The following is a 25601-nucleotide window of genomic DNA, read 5'->3' as shown; positions in this document are numbered from 1 at the left end:
CTTCCTCAGAGCCACGGCGGCAGGACCGGTAGCTCGCCCGTGGTGTCCAGGCGTGCGCCGGAGGATCGTCCGGCCAGCCACGCGAGGAGGTCGGCGGGTTCGCCGGAGACCACGGGGCCGCCGCTGCCGAAGCGGGCGAGCCGTGCGCCGTCGCCGTCGCGCAGCGTGAAGTCCGGCACGTTCTCGGCTTCGGCGTAGTAGCCGAGGACGTCGTCGAGGACGATGTTCCGCGCGGTCGCGGGAATGGCGGCGACGTCGTAGCCGACGGCCAGGTCCACGTGGTGCAGTTCGAGTTCGCGCAGCCGGATCACCAGGATGCGGCGCGGGGTGCACAGCTCCCCGGTGAAGGGCCTGATCGTGGCGTTCCAGGCGGGCGCGGGCAGTTCCTCTACGGTTCGCTGGAAGTGCCTCGCGCTCGCCCGTACGTCCGCCACCAGGTCTGCGGCCGGGCGGTGGGCGCCTGCCTCGATCTCGGCGTCGCGGGCCCGCCGGTTCGCGTACTGCGACGTCTCCGCGCCCGTGCGCGCCCATTCCAGGAGGCGTTCCAGCGCCGGGACTTGGCGCTCCAGGTGGCTGAGGACGTGGCCGCGGGTCCAGCCGGGGAGCCGGGACGGAGCCGCGATGTCGTCGTCGCCGAGTGTGTCGAGGTCGCTGAGCAGTCGGTCCGCGGCGGCGGTGAGTTCCCGGAAGGTCTCCGCGGTGGGTTCCAGTTCCTTCAACGTGCTGTCTCCGTAGGGGTCTTGAACACGAGGGGGGCGGTCGGCTAGCGGACGAGGCGGGCGAAGCCCTGCGCGATCGTGTCCAACTGGGCGGCGATGTGCGGGAGATGGACCGGGTCGTCGCAGTCCAGCGCCTCCTGCTGCTGGTGCGCGTCGCCGTACAGCAGGCTGGTGGCCGCCTTGAAGCGCAGGGCCCCCGGGTCGTCGCCCAGCAGGTGGCCGGCGAGGACGACGATCCTGCAGTCGTCGAGGAGACGGCGGGCCAGGGACGCCGAGTCCGTGACGCCGCGTTCCGCGAGGCGGGCGCGTTGCGGTGCGAAGTCCGGGTAGACGTAGAACCCGCCGGTGGGCGGACGGCAGCGGGCGCCCGCCTCGACGGCGATGCGGTGCACCTCCCGCGCCACCGCACCGTGCAGCCGGGCCCCGGACCGCAGCCGTTCGGTGATCTCCGGCGGCTCGGCGAAGGCGTACCGGGCGACCTGCTGCATGGGGCCGGCGAGCGTCGACCACAGTTCGCTGGCCACCGAGACCACCGCGTCCCGTAGTCGCGTACCGGTCTCCCCTCGCGGGAAACGCGCGACCCCGATGCGCCAGCCGCCCAGGCCGAGGGTCTTGGACAGGCCGCTGGTGACCACCGTCCGCTCCGGCGCGACCTCCGCCGGGCTGAGGAACGGGGTCGCGTCCGGGTCGTGCACGATGTCCCGGTAGATCTCGTCCGAGACGATCAGCAGGTCCTCCTCCCGGGCCAGCGCGCACAGTTCGCGGACCAGGGCGGGCGGGGCGAGGGTGCCGGTGGGGTTGTCGGGCAGGGTGAGCACCAGCAGCCGTGGGTCGTGGCCGTCGGCGCGCGCCCTGCGCAGTGTGGCGCGCAGTTCGGCCGGTTCGGGCGCGCCGCCGTACTCGTCGGGGATCGGCACTGCGAAGACCCGCTTGCCCGCGTGGGCGGCCTGCGGGGCGTAGGTGTTCCAGGCCGGCCGGGGCAGCAACACATCGCCGGGGACGGCGAGTTGAAGTGCCATCAGGAGCGGCTTGCTGCCGGGGGCCAGCACGATCTGGTCGGCCTCGGTGGGCAGTCGGCGGCGGGTGAAGTAGCCGGCGGCGGCCTCCCGTGCGTCGTGGGCGCCGGCCACCGGACCGTATGCGGTACGGGTCGCGCCGATCGCCAACTGCTCGGCCAGTTGCGGCAGTAGCGGCAGTCTGGCTTCGCCGAAGGCGAGGTGGACCAGGTGCTCACCGGCGGCGCGGCGTTCGTCCACGAGTTGGTTGAGCGCCAGGTTGGGGGACGGCGGGTGCGGCGCGATGCCGGTCATGTCTGCCTCCCTTCAACGGACTTCCCCTCAACGGACTTCCCCTCAACGGAGTCGCGCAGCGCTGTGGCGAGGTCGGCGGGGGTGGCCGGGTCGATCTCCAGGTCGTCCAGCCAGGCCGCGTCCGCGCTCCAGCGGGCCCGGAACGGGCGTCCCACGAGGGCGGGGTCGCGGGCCTGGAGCATGCGCAGGCGGAAGAAGCGGCCCTCGGGGCCGTCCTCGACGCCGTCCACCACCACTTTGCCGGGGGTGGCCGACATGGCCGGGCCGCGCACGGTGCGGGCGAGGCCGGGCAGGGTGCGGTAGGCGGCGGCGAAGACGTCCACGGCGCGGGCGAGGGGCACCTTGAAGTAGTCGTGCGGCCCGGTGTCGCGCTCCACGAACAGGTAGTACGGCACGGCGCCGGCGGCCAGTTCGGCCCGCCACAGCGCGCTCCACACGTCGGCGTCGTCGTTGACGTGGGCGATGAGCGGCGCCTGGCAGTAGACGACCGCGCCGGTGGCGCGGATGCGGGCCAGCGCCTGCCGTGCCAGGCCGGTGCCGATTTCGCGCGGGTGGCTGAAGTGGGCCATCACCGCGAGCTGCTTGCCCGCCGCGGTCACCCGCTCGAACAGCCTGAGGACGTCGTCGGCGTCCTGGTCGGTGACGAAGCGCTGCGGCCAGTAGGCGACCGCCTTGGTGCCGATCCGGATCGTGTCGAGCGACTCGACGGCGAGCAGCGGCTCGAGGTGGGCGCGCAGCCGCTCGGTGGACATCACCATCGGGTCGCCGCCGGTGACCAGCACGTCGCGCACTTCCGGGTGCGCGCCGAGGTAGGCGAGCAGACCGCCCGGGTCCGGCGCGGCGAAACGCAGGTCGGCGTCGCCGACGAACTGCGCCCAGCGGAAGCAGTAGGTGCAGTACGCGTGGCAGGTCTGGCCCTGCCCCGGGAAGTACAGGACCGTCTCGCGGTACTTGTGCTGGAGGCCCGGCAGCTCCACGCCGTCCAGGGTCGGCACGTTGAGCTCCTGCTGCCCCGACGGGTGCGGGTTGAGGCGGGCGCGGATGTCGGCCACCGTCTCGCGCAGCAGCAGCCGGTCCGCGGGGTCGGCGGAGAGCTTGCCGAGCTGCTCCTCGTCCGCGTGCTCCAGCATGCCGCGCTGCGGGAAGGTCAGTTGGAACATCGGGTCGTCGGGGACGCGGTCCCAGTCGATCAGCTCGGACAGGACGTACTCGTTGACCCGGAAGGGCAGCACGAGAGAGATCCGGCGCACGGTCTCCCTGACCTCCTCGGGCAGCCCGAAGCGGGCGGCGATGGCGCCGATGTGCCGGGGGCCGTACGCCCGGAACCGTGTCGCCGCCTCCGACGGAAGGGACGGGAGGGGAGAAAGGGGCTGGAGGAGTGGGCGGTCCGGCATCAGCGTCCGGCCTCCGTCCGGTGTTTCTTGCGGTACAGCTCGTCGCCGAGGACGAGGAAGTCCAGCTCCATCGAACGGAACGCGGCGAAGGCGTCGGCAGCGGTGTTGACGATGGGCTCGCCCCGGTCGTTGAACGAGGTGTTCAGCAGCACCGGCGGGGCCCCCTGCGCCTCCATGCGGTCCAGAACCGCGCCCACGGCGGGCGCTTCGTCGCCGTGCAGCACCTGCGGCCGGGTCGTGCCGTCGACGTGCACGACGCCCGGGGCGACCGTGCGGCCGAGGTCGGTGGCCCGGGCCGCGCCCAGCATGTAGCGGCTCAGATGCTCCTGCCGCTCCCACAGCCGGGCCCCGTAGCCGGGCCGGGTCACCCCGGCGAAGGGCCGCCACTGCTCCCGGTTCTTGATCGTGTTCACCCGCGTGGTCACCTCCGCGCTGTCCGGTACGGCGATGATCGACCTTCGGCACAACGCGCGCGGCCCCACCTCGGCGCGGCCCTGGGCGACCGCGCCGACCCGGCCGTGGAGCAGCAGCTCCGTCAGGGCGTCGGTGTCGAGGTCGGACCTGACCAGGTCGGAGGTGTCCAGGGGCGGGCGGCCTTCGACGAAGTCGGGGCCGTGGACGTCGGTGCCCAGGTAGGGACTGAGGGCGCCGGTCCGGGGCCCGGGCGGCCGTACCGTCCAGGCCGCCCCCAGCGCCACGCCCGCGTCGTGCGGCACCGGCGGCACGTACAACGGGCCCGGCAGTGTGCCGTTGGTGCTGCAGTTCAAGGCCACGCCCCCGCTGACGCACAGCGCGTCGACACCGGCCGCCTTGCGGGCCAGGGACGCCAGGTGGGTGACGGACTTTTCGATGACACGCTGTGCCGTCCACGCCACCAGCACCGCGCGGGGATCCGCGGCGAGTTGCTCCTCGGGCAGGCTCGGGCCGTCGGCGCCGACGATCGCCGAGTAGCGCTCGCGCCAGCGGGCGACGACCGTCTCGTACTGCTCCTTGACGGTGTCGGCGGTGGCCCGCCCCGGCGTCTCGGCCAGCGGTGCGACGGCGAGGCGGAAGTCGTCGCCGTCGAGGTCGACGAGGGACGGCGCGGCCAGGCCGCGGGCGCGTCCGTAGGCGGCCAGGCCCATCGTCTTGCCCGCGTTGAGGAAGGAGAAGCCGAGCCAGGTGGACGCGGCGTCGTAGGCGTAGCCGAGGGACGCGGTGCGCTGCCAGGTGCGCTCCTGGCGGGGTTCGGCGCCGTCCTCGTACGTCCAGATGGTGGAGGACTCGTTCTCGCCGTGGCCGTCGACCACCAGCACGCCGGCCTTGGGAAACGGTGAGGCGTAGAAGGCGGACGCGGCGTGCGCCTGGTGGTGCGGGACGCGCACCACCTCGGGGGTGCGGTCGCCGAAGTCCAGGCCGACGGCGTACGCGAGGAACTCGGCGTCGTCGTCGAAGCGGCGCGGGTAGAGCTGTTCGCTGTCCCAGCCGAGGGCGACGACGTCGATGTCGGCGGCGTCGATCCCGGCCTGCCGGAGGCAGAACCGGGCGGCGCTCAGGGGCTTGCGGTAGAGGGAGTGGCGGCGGCGGTTGCAGCGTTCCTCTTCGGAGAAGGCGATGATCTCGCCGTTGCCGTCGATGAGGCAGGCGGCGGTGTCGTGCCAGCCGGTCGGCGGCGCGTTGACGCCCAGAATCCACATGGCGCGGGCCCTTCCTCGGGTGGTCGTCGGTGTCAGGGGCGTTCGGGCAGCGGGAGCGGGGTGAGCGTGTGCCGCACCGCCTGTTCGGCGCGGTCCAGGGCGGCCGTGCAGGCGTCGGGGGTCTCGCCGGTGGCGACGAGCGCGGCGAGGCGGGGCACGATGCCGCGCGGCGGGAGCCGCAGTTCGGTGCCGGGGGCGGCGAGGGAGATCGCGTGGACGATGCCGGGTTCGGCCGCGGCGGCGGTCAGGTCGACGCCGTGGACGAGCGCGTCGTGGTCGGGGTAGACGAACCGCACCTCGGCGCAGCGGTCGCGGGTGGCGGTGAGGTCGGGGGTGCGGCCGAGGGCGATGCAGGCGGCTGCGGCGACCTGGTCGACGCCGGTGGCCAGGGCCCCGAGGAGCGGGATGAAGTCGCCGCCGAGGCGGCCGTTGACCTCCACGATGCGCGGCCCGGTCGCCGTCAGCCGCAGTTCGGTGTGGGTGAGGCCGGTGCGGATGCCGAGGGCGGCGTGGGCTGCCGCGACCACGGACCGGACCTCGACGGCCCACGGCTCGTCCTGCCAGGGGGCGACGAGGTGGCCGACCTCCTCGAAGTACGGTGCGAAGCCCAGGCGTTTGCGGGCCACGTTCACGACGTGCACCTCGCCGTGGAACACGGCGCAGTCGACGCTGAGTTCGTCGCCGGACAGGTACTCCTCGACGATCACACCGGCGAGGCCGTCGATGCCGGGGAACGCGGACGCGGCGGCCATGTCGTGGGCGGGGCCGACCTGGTCGGGGTCGGTGGCGAGCGCGACACCGATGCTGCCGGCGAGGGAACGCGGTTTGACGACGGCCGGCAGCCCGAGCGCCTCGGCCGCCGCCCGCGCGTCCTGGCGGCTGTGCACATGCCGGAACCGGGCGGAGGGCACCCCGGCGGCGGCCAGCAGCCGCCGAGTGGTCAGCTTGTCCCGGCAGCCGCTCACGGCCTGCGGACTCATGTGCGGCAGCCCGAGTCGGCGGGCCACCTCGGCGGTGGTCTCCAGCAGCGTCTCGTCCCAGGTCAGGACGGCCCCCGGGCCGGGGTGACCGGCCAGGAGCGCGGCGACGGCCCGGGTGGTGCCGGTGGTGTTCGAGGTGTCCGCCTGCCGGAAGCGGTCCGCGACGTAGGGCCGCTGCCAGTCGAGGGCGCGCGGCTGCACGAGCGCCGCCTCGACCCGCCCGGCCGGGGCGTCCGGGGAGTCCAGTGCGGCCAGGGAGTCCAGGGCGTACCTGCGGTAGGGCGGGTTGCCGCAGCCGACGACGACCAGCCGGGCGGGCGCTTCGAGGTCGACGGGCGTCGTCACGAGGGCCGCGTCGCACATCGTCCGGCGGACGGCGGTTTCCACGTCGGCGGTGCTGTCGCCGGCGAACCGGAAACGGGCCCCGGCGTGTTCGTAGCCGCCGCCGCGCATCAACATGCCTGATTCTGGGAGGAGTTGGGCGTAGGCACCGCTGTCGTCGGGGGCCGTGGCGGTGCGTACGCGACACGGGGCCGGTGTCGAGGGCGGCACGAGGACCCAGCCGCCGACCCGGCCGAGCTGCGGCCCGGACTGATCGGCGGGTGCGGTGGCTTCGGTGGGGGCCGGGGTGCCGGTCTGGTGGGCGAAGGCGACGGCCATCAGGTCGATGCCGTGCACTTCCCGCCAGATGAAGGGCACTTCGGCACCGCCCGGACGGGCGCCGATCTCCAGGACCGTCAGCGCACCCGTCTCGTCGCTCTCGAACAGCTCCAGATGGAACACCGAGGGACCGGAGAACAGCGCGCGGGCGACGGCCGCCGTCAACTCGCCGATGCCCGCCAGGACTTGGGCGTCGTCGATCTCGACCGAGCCGAGGGGAGCGCCTGTGGTGAAGTCCAGGCAGGTGGTGAGATAGCGCGAGGCCCGCCAGACGCCCAGGTTCTCGCCGGTGAAGACGCCGTCCACGTGCAGGATCCGGTCGGGCAGCCACGGCTGGACGAGCAGGGCGGTGTCCCGCGGGAACGGGTAACGGGCCAACTCCTGCGGCGAGTCGAGACGCGTGACGCCGACACTGGCCGTGCCCCGGCGTGGTTTCACCAGGACCGGCCAGCCGTGCTCGGCGGCGAACGCGGCGACCGTCGCGTGGTCGGGGGCTGGTGCGGTGGCGGGCACCGGAAGTCCGGCGGCTTGCAGGCGGCGGGCCATCAGCAGCTTGTCGCGCAGGGGGCGGAGGTCTTCGCCGCGGACGCCGGGCAGGTCGAACTCCGCCCGCAGTTCGGCCGCCAGGTCCAGGTCGCTCTCGTGCAGTGCGACGATCCGGGTCGGCACGCCGTTGCGCTCGGCCAGCGCGTCCACCGCCTCGCGGACCGCCTTCGCGTGCTCGGTGCTCGCCACGAGCCGCACTCCCGCCGCCCGGTCGACGGGCAGGTGGTGCACGGCCTGCTCGGTCGTCACGTAGCTGACCCGGTGAGCGGCGTGGTCGATGTAGGCGACGTAGTCGGCGTAGCGGTCGGTCCACCGATGGATGATGATCACGTGTTCGGGCACGGAGGCTCCTGGGGGTGGGTGGGACGAGCACCGACGGTCGGCGGTCGGGCGAGGGCAGTTTCGGGCAAAGCCCGGCTCCGCACTGCTGTTACTCCCGTCGCTCCCGTTCAGAGTCGGCGGGCGGCGTTCAGGAGGCCGTCGTGCAGGTCGCCGAGCAGGGCGGCGCACTGGTCACGGCCAACGTCCTTGGCGGTGAGCCGGACGGACAGCTCGTGCCCGGTCTCCAGTACGCGGGCGTAGCAGCGCGGTCCGATCGTCGTGAACGGTTCCTCCCAGGTGACGGTGAACCCGCCCCGCTCATCCGCGTGTTCGGCGTTCGGGGCGACGGCAGGGGCGGCGGCCGGGGGCTGGTCGGGTACGGCGACGTAGTTGAAGGCGCAGGCCGGTTCGGGGGCGTCGGGCGCGCCGGCCTTCAGCGCGGCGACCTCGGTGACGTCGTGCATGCCGTGCCGGACGGCGGCGAGGCTGCTCCAGTGGGCGGACTTCGCCAGCGTGGGGAACTCGCCGTCGGCCCGGTCGACGAGGGCCGGCACCCACTGGTTCATGGACGTCACCACGTCCTTCCACCGGCCCACGAAACGGTTGGCGCTCATCAACTGCACCAGCAGGGAACCGGTTTCGACGCGACGGGCCACGGCACGGACGTAGGCGGCCAGGACGACGCCCGCAACGGACACCTGCGCACGCTCGGCGAGAGCACGCGCCGCCGCACGGGCGGCCACGGAGTGCAGGGTCGCCTGGACGACCGTCCCGCTCGCCTCGGCGGGACGAGGCAACGCGGCGGCGGGCGCGCGCTCCAGGGTCCGCGCCCAGTGGGCGAGCGCGGCTCGCTGCCGCCGCAGGCCCGCGGGCGTGTACTGCGCCGCGGCGAGTTCGGCGGGACCGGCCGCCGGCGGGCCGAGCCGTCCGGGGGCGAGGAGCTCCTGCCGGAACTCCCGGTGCAGCGTCTCCTGCGCCCAGGCGTCGGCGGCGATGTGGTGCTTGACGAACAGCAGATGCGAAGGGACTCCGGCGCGCGTCAGGAGCCGGGCGCGCCAGCCGTGTTGACGGCCGAGGTCGAAGGGCTCGGCGGCGAGGTCCCGGGCGATCGACTCGGGCGACTCGGCCGGTCCCGGTAACCCAGTCGGCTCGCTCGGCTCGGCCGGGCCGGTCAAGGGGGCATGCGGGTCAGCGGTGTTGGCGGTCTCGATGGTCGGCAGCTCGTCGAGGAAGTCCGCGTCGGGTGTCAACTGCCGTGGCGCGTCGGGGTTGTCGAGGTCGTAGCGAGTGCGCAGCGAAGGGTGGCGTGCGGCCAGCGCGGCGACGGCTCTTCGGGTCGCGTCGGGGTGGGTGTCCGGCGAAAGCGCCCACAGGGCCACGTTGTTGGGCTCGTGGCGGCGGGCCGGCGGCAGCTCCCGTATGTCGTGCCACACCGAGAGCTGTCCCAGGGACAGAGGTTGCGTCACTCAGCGGCCCCCAGCCTTTCAGTTTTCCGCATCATGGAATCTAATTTCTGAACCGGGGCGCCAAGCTGCCACACGAGTTGTCGCCTGTCCAGGCCCGTCCCGCCGAGTGAGACTCCGTCCGGACAGCCTTCGCGCACTGCCAACTGCCCTTTGGGGCACACCACTTCGCGACCCGGTGACATCCCCGCCGTCGATGTGGCAGGCTCGCCGCCGTCATTGTTCGGAATCGATAATTCGCATCGTGGAATTCATGCCGGTCGGTACGGGCCGCTCGCCCTGCTCGTTCCGCTCGTTCCGCCGCAGGAGAGGGACATGACCGTGAGTCAGCAGTTCGGCCCCCCGATCGCACCCGTCGGCGAACTCCTCCACGGGTTTCCCCACGGGTTTCCGCACGAGTTCCACCACGAGTTTCTCCACGACTTCCTGCTCGCCCACGCCCTCCGCATGCCGGACAGCCCGGCCGTCGTCGAGTCGCCGGAACCCGGCCGCACCACGGTGACGACGTACGCCGAACTGGCCGCCCTCGTACGCGCCTTCGCCGACCGTCTCGACACGCTCGGGGTGGAGATCGGCTCCCGGGTGATCCTGGAGGCGGAGCCGACCGCCGCGTCCATCGCCGCGCTGATCGCCTGCTCACGGGCGGGGCTCACCTTCGTCCCCGTCAGCCCCGAGACTCCGCCGGAGCGGCTGCTGTCCATCGTGGAATCCGCCCGGCCGGCCGTACATCTCCAGGCGGCGGACGGTACGCGCGAGGGGCTGCCGTCCTGGGTGGCGACCGGGCGGTTCTCGCCGGAGGGGCTGTCGTTCGACCACCGTCCCGTCCAGCGCCCGCGCCGACGCCGGGCCGCGTGCGTCACGGACCCGGCGTACATCATCTTCACGTCGGGTACGACGGGCCGCCCCAAGGGGGTGGTGATGAGCCATCGCGCCGTGACCGCCTTCTACCGCGGCATGCTGACGCAGGGCATCGCCACCTCCGAGGACCGGGTCGTGAACACCTCGCCGCTGCACTTCGACTTCTCCCTGCTGAACATCGGCCTGGCGCTGGGCAGCGGCGCCGCCGTGGTACCGATCCCGCAGGCCCTCATGCGCTGGCCGCGGCACTTCCTGCGGGTGCTGCGCGACACCGGGGCCACCCACGTCAACGGCGTCCCGTCGATCTGGCGGCAGGCCCTGCGCCACGAGCCGGGCCGGCTGGCCGCCCTCGACGGGCTGCGCTGCGTCCTGTACTGCGGCGAGGAGTTCCCGCTGCCCGAGTTGCGCCGGCTGCGGGAGCTGCGGCCCGGGCTGCGCGTCGTCAACTGCTACGGCAGCACCGAGTCGATGGCCTGCTCCTTCGAGGACGTACCCGACCCGCTGCCGGAGTCCGTGGAGCGCCTGTCCATCGGGGTCGCCCACCCGGGCGCCGAGATCCTGCTCGTGGACGCGGCGGGCGAGGTCGTCGAAGGCCCCGGTGTGCCCGGCGAGATCCATCTGCGCAGCCCCGCGCTCTTCTCCGGTTACTGGGACGATCCGGCGGCCACCCGGGCCGCGCTGGTGCCGGACCCGTTCTGCCCCGAGTCGGAGCAACGGGTGCTGCGCACCGGGGACTTGGCGGTGCGGGGCGAGGCCGGCGAGTTCTACTTCTGCGGACGCACCGACGCGCAGGTCCAGATCAACGGCAACCGTGTCGAACTGGGCGAGGTGGAGCGGCGGTTGCTGGAGTTCCCCAGGGCCGTCGCGGCCACGGCGCTGGCGGTGCCGGCGCCCGGCGGCGGGTTGCGGCTCGCCGCCTTCGTCGTCCTGACGAAGGGCCGCTTCCCGGACGGCGGCGCGGGCGACGTACGGGAGTTCTGCGGCCGTACGCTGCCCGGCTACATGGTTCCGCAGGAGATCCGCTTCCTCGACGTGCTGCCGACGACGCCGAACGGCAAGGTGGACCGGGCGGCACTCGCCGGCACCGCCGAGGACACCGTCGTGGAGACGGCAGTGGAGACGGCCGTGAACACCGTCGACGGGGCGCGGAGGACTCATGTCTGAGCGGCGTGCCGACGGGCGGCTCCGGGACTTCGTGCGGGTGCGGGTGGGTGGGCTGCCGGGGTCGTTCTGGGTGCTGTGGTGCGGGTCGCTGGTGAACCGGCTCGGCGCCATGGTCAATCCGTTCCTGAGCCTGTATCTGACCGAGGTCAGGGGCGTGTCCATCGGCGCGACCGGGCTTGTCCTCACCGTCGTCGGCGTCGGGTCCGTCATCTCGCAGCCCCTGGGCGGTGCGATCACGGACCGGTTCGGGCGGCGCGTCGCCCTCACCGGAGGCATGCTGGCCAACGGAGCGGTCCTGCTCACGCTCGGCCACGCGCAGACCCTGCCCGCCATCACCGCCGCGGGATTCGCCCTCGGCGTCACCATCGACCTGTACCGGCCCGCCGCACAGGCCCTGGTCGCCGACACCGTTCCCGGCGCCGACCGCACGCGCGCGTTCGGGCTGCTGCTCTGGTCCGTCAACCTGGGCTTCTCCGCCGCGATGATCATGGGCGGCTACCTCGCCACCCACGACTTCCAGCTCCTGTTCTGGGTCGACGCGGCGGCCTGCGCGGTCTTCGGACTGCTGGTGTGGCTGGCCGTGCCCGAGCCGCCCCGGCCGGACCGCGAGCACGCGGGCGGCACCTTCCGCACGGTCCTGCGCGACCGGGTGATGCTGGCGTTCGCCGGCGTGGTCGTCGTGTACGGCATCGTCTTCCAACAGGCCCTCGTCACCCTGCCGTTGGCGATGCGCGAGGGCGGTCTGTCCGGTGGCGCGTACGGCGTCGTGATGTCGGTCAACGGCATCGTCGTGATCGCCGTACAGCCGTTGATCGGCCACCGGCTGGCGGCCTTCGACAAGAGCCGGATCCTGGCCTGCGGCTTCACGATCGCGGCCGTCGGCAACGCGGCGGTGACGCTCGCGTCCGGCACCGTCGGCTACGCCCTCGCGGTCGCCGTGTGGAGCGTCGGCGAGGTTCTCGTCTTCGCGGTGACCGCGGCGCTCGTCGCCGACCTCGCGCCCGCGCACCTCCGGGGCCGCTACAACGGCCTGCTCGGCATGGCCTGGGGCACGGGTTTCCTGATCGCCCCGCTCGTCGGCACCCGGCTGCTCGTCGCGGGCGCGCCCGCGCTCTGGCTGACCTGCGCCGTCCTGTGCCTCGCGGCGGCGGCGGCGCAACTGGCGCTGGCACCGGCCATCCGCGCCCGCGCCCTCGCTCCGACGGCCCAACCCACCACACCGAAGGAAGTCCTGTCGTGAGTGTCGTGAGTAATGCAAGTGGCGCGGGTGGTCCAAGTGGTGCGAGTGATGAAGGTGGTGCGAGTGGCGTGGTTATGGTGCCGCCCGGTCGGAAAGTCCTGCTGCTCGAAGCCTCGGTCGCCGCCGGTGACGACCTGCTGCGCGCCGCCGCCGCGCTCGGCGTCGAGGCGTTCGTGGCCACGCACGAGGACGTGTACGCGGACTACCGCCCCGAGCTGAAGGAGAAGATCACCGACGTGGTCTTCACCGACTTCGGTGACGCCGACCGCGCGCTCGACGACCTGACCGCCTTCTGCCGGACCACCGGAATCGACGGCGTCGTCGCCTGCTGGGAGTTCCTCTCCCCCGTGGCCACGCTTTTGGCGGACCGGCTCGGGCTGCCCGGCCACGACCCCGCGCGGGCGACGGCGTGCCGCAACAAGCGTCTGATGGCGGAGGCGTTCGCGGCGCACGGCGTGCCCGCCCCGCGCACGCTCGCCGCGCCGGACCACACCGTCCTCGCCCGGCTCGTACGGGAGAGCGGTCTCGGTTTCCCGCTGGTCGTCAAGCCCGCCGAGAACGCCGCGTCGATCGGCGTCTCGGTCGTCCGCGGCCCCGAAGAACTGCCCGCCGCCGTGCGGCTCGCCCGGTCCGAGACGCGCAAGCCCTCGCACGGCATCGTCCTGGACGACACCGTCCTCGCCCAGGAGTACGTGGACGGCGACGAGTTCAGCGTCGAGACGGTCATCGCCGACGGTACGATCCACCATCTCGCGATCACGGCGAAGTTCACCACGCAGGACAGCCGCCGGGTCGAGACCGGCCACACGGTCCCGGCGGAACTGGCCCCCGGCGCGCACACCGCCGTACTGGCCGCCGCCACCCGCGCGGTGCTCGCGCTGGGGCTGCGCAACGGCGTCGCCCACACCGAGGTGAAGGTCGACAGCCGGGGTGACACGAAGGTCATCGAGGTGGGTGCCCGGCCGCCCGGCGACAGCATCATGACGCTGGTCGCCGAGGCCACCGGCGTCGACGAGGCCCGCGCCTACCTCCAGACCGCCCTCGGCATACGACCCGACGTCACCCCGAGCCGCGCCACCGCCGCCGCCATCCGCTTCCTGGTCCCACCCCACGCCGGAACACTCACCCGCATCACAGGCCTCCCGCAGGGCGAACATGTCATCACCGCCGTGGCGACCCGCAACCCCGGGGACCGGGTGGGCGACCCCCAGGACAACCTCCAACGCGTCGGCTGGATCATGCTGCGCGCCGCCACGGCGACAGAGGCCGACAAGGCGGCGGCCGAGGCCGTGAACGGCGTGACGGTGAAGGTAGAGGTGGAGGTGGACGGCAGCGGCGAGGGGGCCGGGCGGGACGGATCCTGATCGAACGGATGAGGATGAGGGGCGCACTCAGCCGGTACGGGTACGGGGGCCGGTGTCAGGTGCGGTACGGGTACCGGTGCCGTCGGCGGTCCTCCCAGGACGACGATCATCGCGGCGACGGCGACATAGAGCCGTTCCCCGCTGCCGCGCTCGGACAGCGGGGCTTCTGGAGATGAGCCGCATGCAGGGGCTCCTCGGCCTCGGTGCGGACACCGCCGTATGAAGTCCCCTCGCTTCTTCCACCGTACTCCGGCGGGCTCCGGAGCAGGGCGGCCCGGATGGCGTGGTACCGCGTTGACACGGACCCGCGCCGGACGTTGACTGGCAGGCACGGCGCCCTGTGCCGTGCTGCCAGTGCAGCGCCGGGGCAGCATCGAGCGGGTCTCCGGAAGCCTGGCACAGGCCGCCGAGAAGACCGAGAACGCCTTCGGGCGGAACGGAAGCGGCATCCGATGATGTACGACCAGACACGCGCCCAGCAGCCTGCGGGACAGACCCGTGGCCCCGCCGCACGCCGCACCACCGGCCCGGAGCCGCTGCTCCCGTCGGCCGAACGGGACAAGGTCCTCCTGCGGCTGCGGCACGCCCTCAACACCTTCGCCGACACCCCGCGCGAGGCACTGGAGGAGGCGGAGGGCGCGTACGACGAAGCCACCGCCCAGCTCGTGAACGCCCTCGCGGAACGGCGCAGCCTGCTGCGCGCCGGCTGGGACGAGCAGGACCCCGAGAGCCAGTCCGAGGAACTCCGGCACGCGCTGCGGCAGTACCGGGAGATCACCCAACGACTCCTCCAGCTCTAGCCGCCGCTGCGCGGAGTAGTGTCGGCGGCACCGAGGGCATTTCGCACACCGGCTTCCATGCCGGGTCGTTCTCGGTGAGAGATGGATCCCGGGCCGCCGCAGAGGCGGCCCGGAGACGGGTCCGGACCATGTCGGCGACCTCGCACCTCACCCCCACCCCCGCCCCGGCCGCGCGTCTCGCCCTCAAGACCGACGGTGTCCCCCGTGGACTGCTGGACGGCGCCTGGTGGCCCCGTTCCCGCGACCTGTCGGCCGAACTGGCCACGCTGACCGCCGTATTGGACCCCCTGTGGGGCCGCATCACCCGGGTCGCCGTCAACCCGGAGCACTGGCCGGTCATCCCCCGCAAGGTTCCGGTGGCCGGCCACATCGTCAAGGTCGGCTGGTTCGCCACGGAACTCGACCCGCACAAGCTGCTGTTGCTCTCCTACGGCACCGGCCGCTGGGATCTGCTGGTCATCCCGCCCGAGACGGGGGCGGAGGCGGCGGCCCGACTCATGGCGGCCGCGTCCGACCGCACCGGCCCGCCACTGACCGCGAGCGCGCTGATGGCCGCGGACGCCGCTGCGTCAGCTTCCAGCTCCAGAACGACGAAGGCACCTGTCTCCAGTGCTACGCATCGGCGCGCTGGTGATCATCCGCGACCTGACGCGGAGCCCCTCGCCGGTCTGGAGTCCTGACACCTCTACGTCTGGGCACCCATCCACTGCCCGCAGCGTCGCACGCATCTCGCAGCAGGCCGTGCACACGTACGCGCTGATCGTTCCCGCCTCGACCCCCTCCGTCCGGCGAGCCGCCGTGATGGCGCCGGCCTGGCGGGAGGACCGCATCCTGCCGACGCCACCGGCCGAGCCGTCCGAAGTCCCCGTCCGCCTCCCGGACCTCCTCGGCGACTCCGACACCTCGCTGACACCGCGCTGACACCGCGCTGACACCGCATTGATACGAGACGTCGCCGGGCCCTGAATCCGAGGACCCGGCCCGGCGATGTCTTGAATCCGTCGCCTTCCGCCGACCCTCACGATGACCGGCTTCGCCATGCGCAGTCGCAATGTCGTACGCATCGGCACGGACGTGGACACCGTACGATCGCAGCGGTCTACGCACACCATAACGACCCCTAAGCGCTGACACGGCAAGGGCGTTCGCACGGCGAACAATTCGTTTGCTATTCGTAACTATGGTCGGTCGGAGTTCCTCCGGCACCGTCAGCGCCTCGTCTCGCGCACCGGCGTCCGGTGGGAGCGCGCATCCCCGCCCGGAAGCCCACACAGCCTGGCTAAACGGGCAGCAGGTTCGCATGTCTTCACAAAGTCTTGACACCCCCCGGAAACAGAAGCATGCTCTGCGCACCGCACATAAAGCGCTTTAAAAGGTCACCGAGCCGCGGACGATAAACGCCTCTACCAGGCGCTTGCCGGGTAGCCGGCAGTCATCCGGAGCCCGGCGATCACCCGCCACCTCATATCCCGCACACCCCGCTCATCCCGCCCGCATCGGCCCGAACCCCGCAACCCGATCCTCTGCCCGATCCCGGATCGGACGGCCGACTGCCTCGGCATCGCCATCCCTCGTTCGATCGAGGGTGGCCGGAATCCGCCACTCCCCCATGCCCAGGGTCATACCTGGCGCATGTCGACAAGCCGCCCCACAACGTCACAAAATCCACGATGCCGTACAGGCCTCGCCCCACGCTCGGTCCCGGCTTCACCTGAAGGAGCACTCCGCACATGGAACGCACGCACACCAGGCGGCACCTGCCCGGCCGTCTTCCCCGCCGAGTCCTTATCGCAGTGGGTCTGCTCACCGCGACGGCGACCACCTTGGCCGGGTGCAGCAGCGGTGCCGCGAAGAGCGGCGGCACGGACGACACGGCGGCGGCGACCAGCGGCGCGTCGAAGGCCGCCGCTGCCAACGGCGGCAAGATCTCCATATACGTCATCGGCGGCAAGTCGGACGACCCGTTCTGGTCGGCCGTCAAGCGCGGTGGCGAGGACGCGGCGAAGCTCGTGGAGGCGGGCGGCGGCAAGGTGACCTTCCTCGGGCCGCAGAACTACGACAACCTCGGCCCGGACGCGGCCAAGCTGACGCTCACCGCGCTGTCGCAGAACCCGTCGGCGATCGTCGGCCCGGACTGGGTGCCCGACAGCCAGGACGCCGCGTACAAGCAGGCCACCGGCAAGGGCGTCCCCGTCTTCATCTACAACTCGGGCGGGTCCGCCGCGGCCAAGAAGGTCGGCGGTCTGAAGTACATCGGCTCCGACGACTACGAGGCGGGCAAGGCCGGCGGCATCAAGTTCGCGGAGGGCGGCGCCAAGAACATCCTCTGCGTCAACACCCTCCCCGGCGGCGCCAACTCGGAGGCCCGCTGCAACGGCATCTCGGACGGCGCCAAGAGCAAGGGCGCCAAGTCCACGCAACTGGCCCTGCCCTCGTCGAACTTCGGCAACCCGTCCGCGATCACCCAGGCGATCAAGGGCGCGCTGCTGAAGGACAGCAGCGTCGACGCGCTGGTGACGATCGGCGTCCAGGACGCGGACAGCGCCGCCGGCGCGATCAAGCAGGCCGGCGTCGGTGACAAGGTCGAGCTGGGAACCTTCGACATCTCGCAGTCCCAGCTCGACCGGATCAAGGCCGGCGACCAGCTCTTCGCCATCGACCAGCAGCCTTACCTCCAGGGCTTCTACTCCGTGGCGATGGCCTACCAGTACCTGGCCTACGGACTGTTCGCGCCGCAGGACCCGCTGCTGACCGGTCCGCTGCTGATCACCAAGGACAACGTCGCCCAGGCGATCGAGGGCACCAAGACCGGCGTCCGCTGATCCGGGTCGAGGCGCCGGGCCCGGGACCGCTCCGGGCCCGGCGCCTCGACCACAGGCACGCGCAGGTGCCGGACATCTATAGACCCACAAAGGTGGTACCAAACCCATGACAACCTCTCTTCCGGCGGCGCCGGACGAAACGAAGACCGCTGCCGTGAAGCCCAAGGAATCGGTCGGCGCGCTGAAGCGACTGGGCTACCGCCCCGAAGGCGGCGCGTTCATCGGGACGCTCGGCGTCTTCGTCTTCTTCGCGATCTTCGGTGGCTCGAAGTTCCTGGCCCCGGCAGGAGCGGCGAGCTGGCTGAACATCGGCGCGGAGCTCGGCATCGTGGCCATCCCGGTCGGGTTGCTGATGATCGCCGGCGAGCTCGACGTCTCCGTGGGCTCGGTGCTGGCCGGCAGTTCGATGACGCTGGCGATCGTGTCCGGCCACTGGGGCGCGCCGATGATCGTCGGCATCGTGTGCGCGCTCGGGCTCGGGCTGTTGACGGGTCTGCTCAACGGGATCATCGTCACGCGGACCAATGTCCCGTCCCTGGTGGTCACGTTGGCCACACTGTCCGGACTGGCCGGGCTCACCCTCGGCCTGTCCCGTGTCACGACCGGCACCACCAGCGTCGCGATCAACCCGGACCCCTTCTCGAAGGCCGTGTTCGGCACGCTGATCGGCGGGCAGTTCGAGGTGGCGATCTTCTGGTGGCTCGCGCTGGCGGCCGTCGTGGCGGTGCTGCTGCAACTGACGCCGTACGGCAACTGGATCTTCGCCATCGGCGGTGACAAGGAGAGCGCCCGCGCCACCGGCATCCCGGTCGCCAAGGTGAAGATCGCGCTGTACATGGCCAGCGGGTTCGGCGCCGCGCTGGTCGGTGTGATCCAGACAATCCTGTACAACGGCGCGCAGGTCGCCAACGGCCAGTCCTTCGTCTTCAACTCGATCATCGCCGTGGTCGTCGGCGGCGTACTGCTCACCGGTGGATACGGTTCGGTCGTCGGCGTGGTGCTCGGCACCCTGACCTTCGCCATCGTCAACCAGGGCATCTACTACACCGGTTGGAACTCCGACTGGGCCAGCCTGATCCTGGGCGTTCTCATTCTGACGGCCGTGCTGATGAACAACACGTTCCGTCGCCTCGCCCTGTCCGCCTCCCGCCCCAAGAAGGTCTGACCATGACTGCACCCCTGCTGCGCCTCACCGGCATCAGCAAGTCCTTCCTCGGCACCAACGCGCTGCAGGACATCTCCCTCGAGGTGGACGCCGGCAAGGTGCTGTGCCTGCTCGGCGACAACGGCGCGGGCAAGTCGACCCTCATCAAGATCCTCTCGGGGTTCCACAAGCCGACCACCGGCAGCATCGAGGTCAACGGCGCACCGGTCGTCTTCGACACCCCGCGCGACGCCAGCGCCCAGGGCATCGCCACGGTGCACCAGTTCGGCGGCACGTTCCCGCTGATGGGCGTGGGCCGCTGCTTCTTCGTCGGCGCCGAACCCACCAAGGGGTGGGGCCCGTTCAAGCTGTTCGACAAGAAGGTGGCCGGCGAGATAGCCGTCCGCGAGATGCAGTCCCTCGGCATCACCCGGGTCACCGACGGCGCCCGCCTGGTGGGCAGCCTGTCCGGCGGCGAGCGCCAGGCGCTGGCCATCGCGCGCGCCGTGTACTTCGGCGCGAACGTCCTCATCCTGGACGAGCCCACCGCTGCGCTCGGTGTGAAGGAGGCGGCGCACGTCCTGCGGATCATCATGCAGGCCCGGGCCAAGGGCGTCGCGGTCATTCTCGTCACGCACAACGTCCGTCACGCCATGATGGTCGGCGACCACTTCGCCGTCCTCATCCACGGCCAGAAGGCGGACGACTTCCGCAAGGGCGAGCGCACCCGCGAGCAGATCACCGACCTGATGGCCGGCGGCGAGGCGATGGCCCACCTCGAGGCCGAACTGGCCCAGATGCAGTCGGAGTCCAACGGCTGACAGCGAGCAGTGTGGCAGTGGCCGGGCGGGGGCGCCCACGGGGAGCGCCCCCGCCCGGTCGAAGGCGCGGCACCGAATACGTCAGGACCACGCGATGCGGGATGAAGACCCGGATGTCCACCCACGCGGTTCCACGCCCCTCGGTCTCATCCTGGACCGCACGAGCCGGACACCGCTCCACCAGCAGCTCGCCGATCAGCTCCAACATGCCATCGTGCACGGTCAGTTGGTGCCCGGCAGTCTGCTGACGAGTGAGCCCAGGATGGCCGAGGAGATCGGCCTGTCGCGGATCACGGTCCGTCATGCCATCAAGTCGCTGACGCAGCAGGGCCTGTTGGTGCGGCTGCGGGGCATCGGCACGCTGGTGGCGCAGGGCCGGGCCGCGCACACCATGGATGTCGTCGCCGCCGTGCACGAGGATCTGCGCGAGGCGGGGCGTGCCCCGGCGGCGGAGGTCCAGCACTACGGAACGGAGCCCGCCTCTGCGGAGGTTGCGGCTGCTCTCGCTCTCGCCGAGGGGAGCGAGGTCACGGTCCTGGACCGGCTCCAGTACGCGGACGGCCTGTGCATCGGCCGCCTGCGCAACCACCTTCCGCGCGAGCTGCTGGGCCCGGACCTGTTCAACCCGCACGACGGCCGGCTGAACTCCGTCGGTCTGCACGGTCTGATGCGGACGGCCGGAATCCGCGCCTACAGCGCCCGGTGCACGATCGGCGCGCGTGCCGCCACGGCCGAGGAGGGCGAGCTGCTCGACGTGGCCGAGGGGACGGCCCTGCTGACCCTGACCCGCACGACCCTCGACCAGAGCGGCCGCCCCGTCGAGTACGGCACCCACTGCTACCCCCCGGCACACCGCGGCTTCGACATCCAACTCCTCACCGGCGCCGACACCCCGACACCCTCACCCCACCCACTCGGCCCGCCGGGAGCCTGACCACCGACCCCGGCCATCCCACCTTCCTATGCCGTTTCCCATGCCGTTTGGTATGCCGTTCCTATGCGGTGCCGGGGTCGTCGAGGAAGCGGAGCAGTATGGCGGCCTCCTCGCGGAGCCGGGCGGCTCGGTCGGCGTGGGCGGGGGCGGTCAACTGCGCGGCGACTTCCAGTCGCTCGGCGGCCTCGGCGCGTACGACGTCCACCACACCGCTCTCGCTCAGCTCACACCGCACCGCTTCGGTGGCGCCGGCGCCGACCGGCGACTGCTCGAGGGCCACGCCGCGCAGTTCGGCTTCGTCCACGGGCACCGCCTCGGCGTTGTCCAGTGCGGCGAGTGTCGCGCGCAGGGCACTCACCGCGACCTTGTCGCGGGCGCGCATCGCTTCCGGCAGTGCTTGACGCATGCGAAGACGTACAGACATGTCGGCGACCTTATGACGGTGCCTCTGAACCCACAACGCGATATGTGTGGCCGGCGTCAGAGAGCACGGGCGAGGAAGACGTCGGTGATCTGGAGTACGTCGATTCCGCCGCCGTAAGCGTCGAGCAGGTGCCCGGCCTCGGCGAGTGCCTGTTCGCGGTGGTCGTCGGGCAGGATGCGATAGGCGGACAGCGACGTGAGGTAGCCGAGGTAACGGTCGGTGTCGTACCGCAGTTCCTGCCGGAACCGGAGCGAGCGCAGATCGGTGAAGCGGCCGTCCCGGCGGCACTCCGTGTCCGGCCAGACCTGGTCCCAGTTCCCGGGCTCGTCGCCGGAGAGGTCGCGAGCCAGGAAGCGGTGCGGTGACCCGGTGATCCCGTGGCGGTCTGCGATGCCGGCGAGTTCGGCGCGCAGTGCGGCGTCATGGATCCCGTGCGGGTTCCTGATCAGCGCCAGGGCACCGCCGGGGGCGAGCGCGGCGTGGACCAGGTCCCAGCGCCGGTCGCGGTCCAGGAAATTCCAGGCGGAGGCGGCGAACAGCAGGCCGTACCGCCGCCCGCCCGGTTGCCACTGCTCGAAGTCGCCGACCTCGACCCGGACGTTCGGACAGTCGGCGGTGTTGCGCCGCAGCACCTTGGCCATGCGCGCGTCGGGCTCGACGCACACCAGCGGAATCCCCAGCACGGCGAACGGCACGGTGGCCTTCCCGGTACCCGCGCCGATCTCGACAGCCGCACGGTCCCCGAGAGCCGCGTACGCCAGCACCTCCGTGACCATCGCGTCCGAGTAGCCGGGGCGGGCGGCGTCGTAGAGCTCGGCCACCTCACCGAAGACCTTGCTACGGGCCGCGTCGACGTGTCCCTCTGAGGCCATGAACGTCCCCTCGACATCTTGATCGGCAGGCGGGGAAACCTTATCGACCAGGTCCATTCACGGACCACCGCTTCAACTGGTCGGCCGAGGGCCGCTACGCCCCGCCATTTGTCTGCAGCTTTCGGTCCCGGCGGGATGCCCCGACCATCCGGCCCACGACTGCCTCGGCTCGCGCCGGGTGCTCCTCCAGCCACCTTCCGAGGTGCTCCCGGACGGACTCCCCCACACAGGTGCGCACTGCGGTGCCGCCCAGCACCCCATGGGTCGGCCCGAGGAACTCGGGACGGTCCAGCTTCACCGACACGACCGCTGTCAGACCCTCGGCGATCCGGTCGGCACCTAGATCGGGGGCCGCCGCCGTCAGGAACCGTCGCCTGCGTGCGTATGCGTTGAGCGCGGCCGCCACCCCGTCGTAGAAGCCCGCCGTGTGCGTGCCGCCGTGTGGGGTGGGCCGACTGTTGGCGAAACTCAGGACCCGCTCCTCGCCGGAGCCGCACCACCGTAGGGCCACCTCCACCGTCCCCTCCATCTCCGTCTCCTCCCGCTCGAAGCCGATGATGTCCGGGTCGACGGGTGCCTCCGTCTGCGCGTCGAGGAACGTTACGAAGTCCCGCGCCCCGCCTGGGAATTGGAACCGCATGGACCGGGAGCCCGCCGGGCGGCGCTCGTCGGTCAGCGACAGGGCCAGGCCCCGGTTCAGGAAGGCCAGTTGCCTGAAGCACTCGGCCAGCGCGGCGAACGAGCACTCCGCCGTCCCGAAGATGTCGGCGTCGGGACGGAAGGCGATGGTGGTGCCGCTGCCGGTCACCGGTCCCGCGGCGGTGGTGGGCGGGGTGACCGCGACTCCGCGTGCGTACTCCTGGACCCAGCGCACCCCTTCGCGCCGCACCTCGGCCGTGAGGCTGCTCGACAGGGCGTTGGTGACGCACGGCCCCAAGCCGAAGGGGCTCAGGGACACGTGGTGGCGGCCGCCGGACTCCGTCCAGGTATGCGTGTCGGTCAGCAGGACTTCGAGGCCGGGACCGTCGGTGTCACCTGCGGCCTCGACGGGGACACCCGGCCCGTCGTCGGCGACCCGCACACCGCCGTCGGCCGTGAGGGTGACGTCGACGGATCCGGTGCCGGCGCCGTTGGCCAGGATCTCGTTCACCGACCGGCCCACGACCTCGAACACGAGCTGGTGCAGGCCTCGTTCACCGGTTGAGCCGACGTACATCCCCGCCCGCTTGCGAATGCCTTCCGGCGCTTCCAATGCCTCGATGTCGCTGGCGTCGTACCTGATGGCTCGCTCACTCACGAAGGCCCCCTCCGGCGGTGTCCAACAGAGCTCCCCAGCTTAGGCGGAACCCAACAAAACACCAGGTCAGAGAGGGTTGGTCGAGGGTGTGGAGAGGCCGGTGAGCGGCTGCCCGGAGGCCGTCGGCCCTGCGGTCGCGAACCGCCGGCAGAACGCGGCCGAGGGGTTGCCGAGGCCGTGTACGGCCCCGTTCCCCGTGGCCCGACAGTCCCTAATTCCACGACTATCGTAAGAAACCCAACTCAGGCCCGCGCTCCTCCGTCGACGCGCAGGACCGTGCCGGTGACGTAGGAGGAGCGGTCGCTGAGGAGCCAGGCTGCGGCCTGGGCGATCTCCTGGGGGTCGGCCGCGCGGCGCAGCGGGGTGTGTGCCGTGAGTCGTTCCTGGAGGCCGGGGGACTCCGCTTCCCAGGTCCGGATCATCTCGGTCGGCGTGTTGCCGGGGGCGATGGCGTTGACGCGGATGCCTTCCGGGCCGTAGGTGACGGCGGCGGACTCGGTGAGGCTGTTGAGCGCCCGTTTCATCGCGCCGTAGACGGGCAGTTCGGGGTTGCCCATCAGGCTGCCGACGGACGAGTTGTTGACGATGGCACCGGTCCCGGCGGTGGTTCGGATGGCGGCGATCTCGGCGATCATGGCGCGCCAGACGCCCTTGAGGTTCACCTCGTAGACGTGGTCGAAGTCGGCCTCCGGCATCTGGTCCAGCGGGCCGGGCCGCTGGATCGTCGCGCCGTTGTTGAAGGCGATGTCGAGGCGGCCGTACAGGTGCACGGCGCGGTCCACGGCGGCGCGCACGCCGGCCGCGTCGGCGAGGTCGCACACGACGTACTCCGCGGTGCCGCCCGCCGCCCTGATCTCCTCGGCCACCGCCTTGAGTTGGGCCTCCGTCCGGGCGGCGAGAAGCACACGGGCGCCCTCGCGGGCGAAGAGGCGGGCCGCGGCCGCGCCGATGCCCCGCCCGGCACCGGTGATGAAGGCGACCTTGTCGGCCAGCAGGCCCAAGGGGGTGACAGTGGAGGGGTCGGTTGTGGGTTTGGTGTCGTCCATGAGAGTGAGCCTGCGCTCGGGCACGGGGGCGATCCAGGCACCGGCGGTACCTGGATGCGCGGTCCGGCCGTGCACACACTGGGGCGGTGGATCGACGAGAACTGGCGAACTTCCTGCGCAGCCGCCGTGAGCGGATCGCCCCTGCCGAGGCCGGGCTGCCCGCCGGCCCGCGCCGCCGCACCCCGGGGCTGCGCCGCGAGGAGGTCGCGCAGTTGGCGTTCATCTCGACCGAGTACTACACGCGGCTGGAGCAGGCCCGCGCGCCGCACCCGTCGCACGAGGTGCTGGCCGCGCTGGCCCGGGCCCTGCGTCTGTCGGACGCCGAACGCGACCATCTGCACCACCTCGCGGGCGTACCGCCGCTCCCGTCGGCCGGGCCCTCGCGCGAGGTACGGCAGAGCATCCTCGACCTGCTGCACCGGCTGCCGCAGGCCGCGGCGACCGTGATGTCCGCGACCTTCGAGGTACTCGCCTGGAACGAGCTGGCGGCAGCCCTGATGGAGGACTTCTCCGCCCTGCCGCGCCGCGACCGCAATCTCGTACGCCGTGTCTTTCTGGGGCCGCACCCGCACGGGCGGCGGCTGTACGGGATGTCGGACGCGGACGCGTTCGCCCGTCACTCGACGCGGCGGCTGCGCGCCGTCGCCGCCCGCTACCCCGACGACCCGGAGGTGGCCGGGCTGGTGGCCGAACTCCTCGGCGCGAGCGAGGAGTTCACTCGGCTGTGGGAGTCCCACGACGTGTCCGCCGGGCCCACCCTGCGCAAGACCTTCCAGCATCCGCTGGTCGGCCCGGTCACCGTCGACTGCGACGTCCTCGACATCGCCGACCGCGACCAGCAGGTCGTGATCTACACGGCGGCCCCGGGCTCACCCTCCGAAGAGGCGCTACGGCTGCTGTCGGTCATCGGCACGCAGCGCATGCACGTCAACTGACCGGGGGCTCGGCGGGCTCTGCGGTCCAGGTGATGTGCGGGGGCTCGACTCGTGCGCACAGGGGGCCGCCGTGCGCGTCGGTCAGGCCGAGGCGGCCGACCAGCAGGCCGTCGCGGGCGGCGGTGGCGAGTACCTCGGGGGGTACGGCGTCGAGCATGAGCTTGGCGCGGCGGAACATCGTGAAGACGCCCGCCTCGTCGACCGTGCCCCAGGACAGGTAGACGAACCGGCGTCCCAGACGGTGCTGCACGTACGGGCCCGTCACCTCGGTGCCGGTCGGCGAGGGGACGGCGACGCACTCAAGGGTCCATGTCGCGGACGCTGCGTCGCCGGGCTGCGGTTCGAGGAGTTCGGCCGGACGGTCACGGCGCTGCACGGCGACATGGACGTTGGCGTAGGCGGGGGCGTCCCCGTCGGCGGCGGGCCGACAGGCGAGCCCGGGCAGGTCGACGGCGTCGATGCGGATACGCATGCCCGCCATCATCCTCGCCCGGCGCCCCACGGCGGTCACCGGCCCCCGCGCCTCCCCGCCCCCCGCGTCTCCCCCCTCGTCTCCCTGGCGGGGGGCGACGGCGGCTCGGGCCATGGCGCGTTCCGTCCGATCTCGCGGAAATCGCGGCTGACCTGCGCGTCCCCGGAATTGTTCAGCGGTCCTCCAGGGCTGCTGAACAACTCTGCGGCCCTCAAGACTCGGTCTCGGCCAGGTGACATCCCCCGTCACCTGCACCCCCCAAAGGCGGTCCCAGGCATTTCCTCCTGGCCTGGGGCCGCCTCGCGCGCCCCACACGCAACCGACCCGGGGAAGAGAGAC

At 71.9% G+C, this 25601-nt stretch carries 22 protein-coding genes; 11 read left to right on the top strand and 11 right to left on the bottom strand.

Annotation, left to right across the window (positions count from 1 at the left end):
* Positions 1-5 precede the first annotated feature (5 nt).
* The 6 genes from BMZ82_RS14795 to BMZ82_RS14770 all read right to left on the bottom strand — a co-directional run bounded on the left by BMZ82_RS14795 (position 6) and on the right by BMZ82_RS14770 (position 9072).
* A complete protein-coding gene (locus BMZ82_RS14795) occupies positions 6-719 on the bottom strand; it encodes a maleylpyruvate isomerase family mycothiol-dependent enzyme (protein WP_093775686.1) in 714 nt (237 codons plus the stop codon).
* Between the two features lie 44 nt (positions 720-763).
* On the bottom strand, positions 764-2029 hold the full coding sequence (locus BMZ82_RS14790; RefSeq protein ID WP_093775684.1) for a pyridoxal phosphate-dependent aminotransferase: 1266 nt from the start codon (positions 2027-2029) through the stop codon (positions 764-766).
* Complete coding sequence (locus BMZ82_RS14785; protein WP_093775682.1) at positions 2026-3423, bottom strand: KamA family radical SAM protein; 1398 nt, start codon at positions 3421-3423, stop codon at positions 2026-2028. The genes BMZ82_RS14790 and BMZ82_RS14785 overlap by 4 nt, the downstream gene beginning before the upstream one ends.
* Positions 3423-5099 carry a carbamoyltransferase C-terminal domain-containing protein gene (locus BMZ82_RS14780; RefSeq protein ID WP_093775680.1) on the bottom strand — a complete coding sequence of 559 codons (1677 nt, stop codon included), beginning with the start codon at positions 5097-5099 and terminating at the stop codon, positions 3423-3425. Before BMZ82_RS14780 ends, BMZ82_RS14785 begins: the two co-directional genes overlap by 1 nt.
* A gap of 32 nt (positions 5100-5131) precedes the next feature.
* Positions 5132-7627 (bottom strand): ATP-grasp domain-containing protein, encoded by a 2496-nt coding sequence (locus tag BMZ82_RS40220; RefSeq protein WP_143098862.1) that lies wholly within the window; start codon positions 7625-7627, stop codon positions 5132-5134.
* 107 nt (positions 7628-7734) lie between these two features.
* Entirely contained in the window at positions 7735-9072 is a 1338-nt protein-coding gene (locus BMZ82_RS14770) for a condensation domain-containing protein (protein ID WP_093775678.1), read from the bottom strand.
* A 312-nt stretch (positions 9073-9384) separates the two neighbouring features.
* Between BMZ82_RS14770 and BMZ82_RS14765 the strand changes: the two genes are divergently transcribed.
* The 10 genes from BMZ82_RS14765 to BMZ82_RS14720 all read left to right on the top strand — a co-directional run bounded on the left by BMZ82_RS14765 (position 9385) and on the right by BMZ82_RS14720 (position 20216).
* Positions 9385-11091 (top strand): AMP-binding protein, encoded by a 1707-nt coding sequence (locus BMZ82_RS14765; protein ID WP_093775676.1) that lies wholly within the window; start codon positions 9385-9387, stop codon positions 11089-11091.
* A complete protein-coding gene (locus BMZ82_RS14760) occupies positions 11084-12331 on the top strand; it encodes an MDR family MFS transporter (RefSeq protein ID WP_093775674.1) in 1248 nt (415 codons plus the stop codon). The genes BMZ82_RS14765 and BMZ82_RS14760 overlap by 8 nt, the downstream gene beginning before the upstream one ends.
* Before the next feature lie 74 nt (positions 12332-12405).
* Complete coding sequence (locus tag BMZ82_RS14755) at positions 12406-13695, top strand: ATP-grasp domain-containing protein (protein WP_093775672.1); 1290 nt, start codon at positions 12406-12408, stop codon at positions 13693-13695.
* Positions 13696-14147: 452 nt separating this feature from the next.
* A complete protein-coding gene (locus BMZ82_RS14750; RefSeq protein WP_093775670.1) occupies positions 14148-14495 on the top strand; it encodes a hypothetical protein in 348 nt (115 codons plus the stop codon).
* 128 nt (positions 14496-14623) lie between these two features.
* Positions 14624-15175 carry a DUF5994 family protein gene (locus tag BMZ82_RS14745; RefSeq protein ID WP_256251918.1) on the top strand — a complete coding sequence of 184 codons (552 nt, stop codon included), beginning with the start codon at positions 14624-14626 and terminating at the stop codon, positions 15173-15175.
* 61 nt (positions 15176-15236) lie between these two features.
* Positions 15237-15416, top strand: a complete 180-nt coding sequence (locus BMZ82_RS39410) for a hypothetical protein (RefSeq protein ID WP_107487666.1) — start codon at positions 15237-15239, stop codon at positions 15414-15416.
* 809 nt (positions 15417-16225) lie between these two features.
* Complete coding sequence (locus BMZ82_RS14735) at positions 16226-17317, top strand: sugar ABC transporter substrate-binding protein (RefSeq protein ID WP_093775666.1); 1092 nt, start codon at positions 16226-16228, stop codon at positions 17315-17317.
* A 106-nt stretch (positions 17318-17423) separates the two neighbouring features.
* Positions 17424-18482 (top strand): ABC transporter permease, encoded by a 1059-nt coding sequence (locus BMZ82_RS14730; RefSeq protein WP_093775664.1) that lies wholly within the window; start codon positions 17424-17426, stop codon positions 18480-18482.
* Between the two features lie 2 nt (positions 18483-18484).
* Positions 18485-19282 (top strand): ATP-binding cassette domain-containing protein, encoded by a 798-nt coding sequence (locus BMZ82_RS14725; RefSeq protein WP_093775662.1) that lies wholly within the window; start codon positions 18485-18487, stop codon positions 19280-19282.
* 94 nt (positions 19283-19376) lie between these two features.
* Positions 19377-20216 carry a GntR family transcriptional regulator gene (locus BMZ82_RS14720; protein ID WP_093775660.1) on the top strand — a complete coding sequence of 280 codons (840 nt, stop codon included), beginning with the start codon at positions 19377-19379 and terminating at the stop codon, positions 20214-20216.
* Between the two features lie 61 nt (positions 20217-20277).
* Here the strand turns inward: BMZ82_RS14720 and BMZ82_RS14715 are convergent, their stop codons facing one another.
* The 4 genes from BMZ82_RS14715 to BMZ82_RS14700 all read right to left on the bottom strand — a co-directional run bounded on the left by BMZ82_RS14715 (position 20278) and on the right by BMZ82_RS14700 (position 23855).
* On the bottom strand, positions 20278-20598 hold the full coding sequence (locus BMZ82_RS14715) for a GatB/YqeY domain-containing protein (protein WP_093775658.1): 321 nt from the start codon (positions 20596-20598) through the stop codon (positions 20278-20280).
* Positions 20599-20696: 98 nt separating this feature from the next.
* A complete protein-coding gene (locus tag BMZ82_RS14710; protein ID WP_177244497.1) occupies positions 20697-21512 on the bottom strand; it encodes a class I SAM-dependent methyltransferase in 816 nt (271 codons plus the stop codon).
* A 94-nt stretch (positions 21513-21606) separates the two neighbouring features.
* On the bottom strand, positions 21607-22809 hold the full coding sequence (locus tag BMZ82_RS14705; protein WP_107487664.1) for a DNA topoisomerase subunit B: 1203 nt from the start codon (positions 22807-22809) through the stop codon (positions 21607-21609).
* A 242-nt stretch (positions 22810-23051) separates the two neighbouring features.
* Entirely contained in the window at positions 23052-23855 is an 804-nt protein-coding gene (locus BMZ82_RS14700) for an SDR family NAD(P)-dependent oxidoreductase (RefSeq protein WP_093775654.1), read from the bottom strand.
* An 86-nt stretch (positions 23856-23941) separates the two neighbouring features.
* On the opposite strand from BMZ82_RS14700, the gene BMZ82_RS14695 reads away from it, so the two are divergent.
* Positions 23942-24790, top strand: coding sequence for a helix-turn-helix transcriptional regulator (locus BMZ82_RS14695; protein WP_093775652.1), 849 nt, complete (start codon positions 23942-23944; stop codon positions 24788-24790).
* Here the strand turns inward: BMZ82_RS14695 and BMZ82_RS14690 are convergent.
* Positions 24783-25262 carry a DUF5990 family protein gene (locus tag BMZ82_RS14690; RefSeq protein WP_256251917.1) on the bottom strand — a complete coding sequence of 160 codons (480 nt, stop codon included), beginning with the start codon at positions 25260-25262 and terminating at the stop codon, positions 24783-24785. The two genes, BMZ82_RS14695 and BMZ82_RS14690, sit on opposite strands and share 8 nt — an antisense overlap.
* Between the last annotated feature and the right edge of the window lie 339 nt (positions 25263-25601).

Source organism: Streptomyces sp. yr375, from assembly GCF_900110755.1.
Taxonomy (GTDB): Bacteria; Actinomycetota; Actinomycetes; order Streptomycetales; family Streptomycetaceae; genus Streptomyces.
This window is presented reverse-complemented; position numbering and strand designations above follow the sequence as displayed.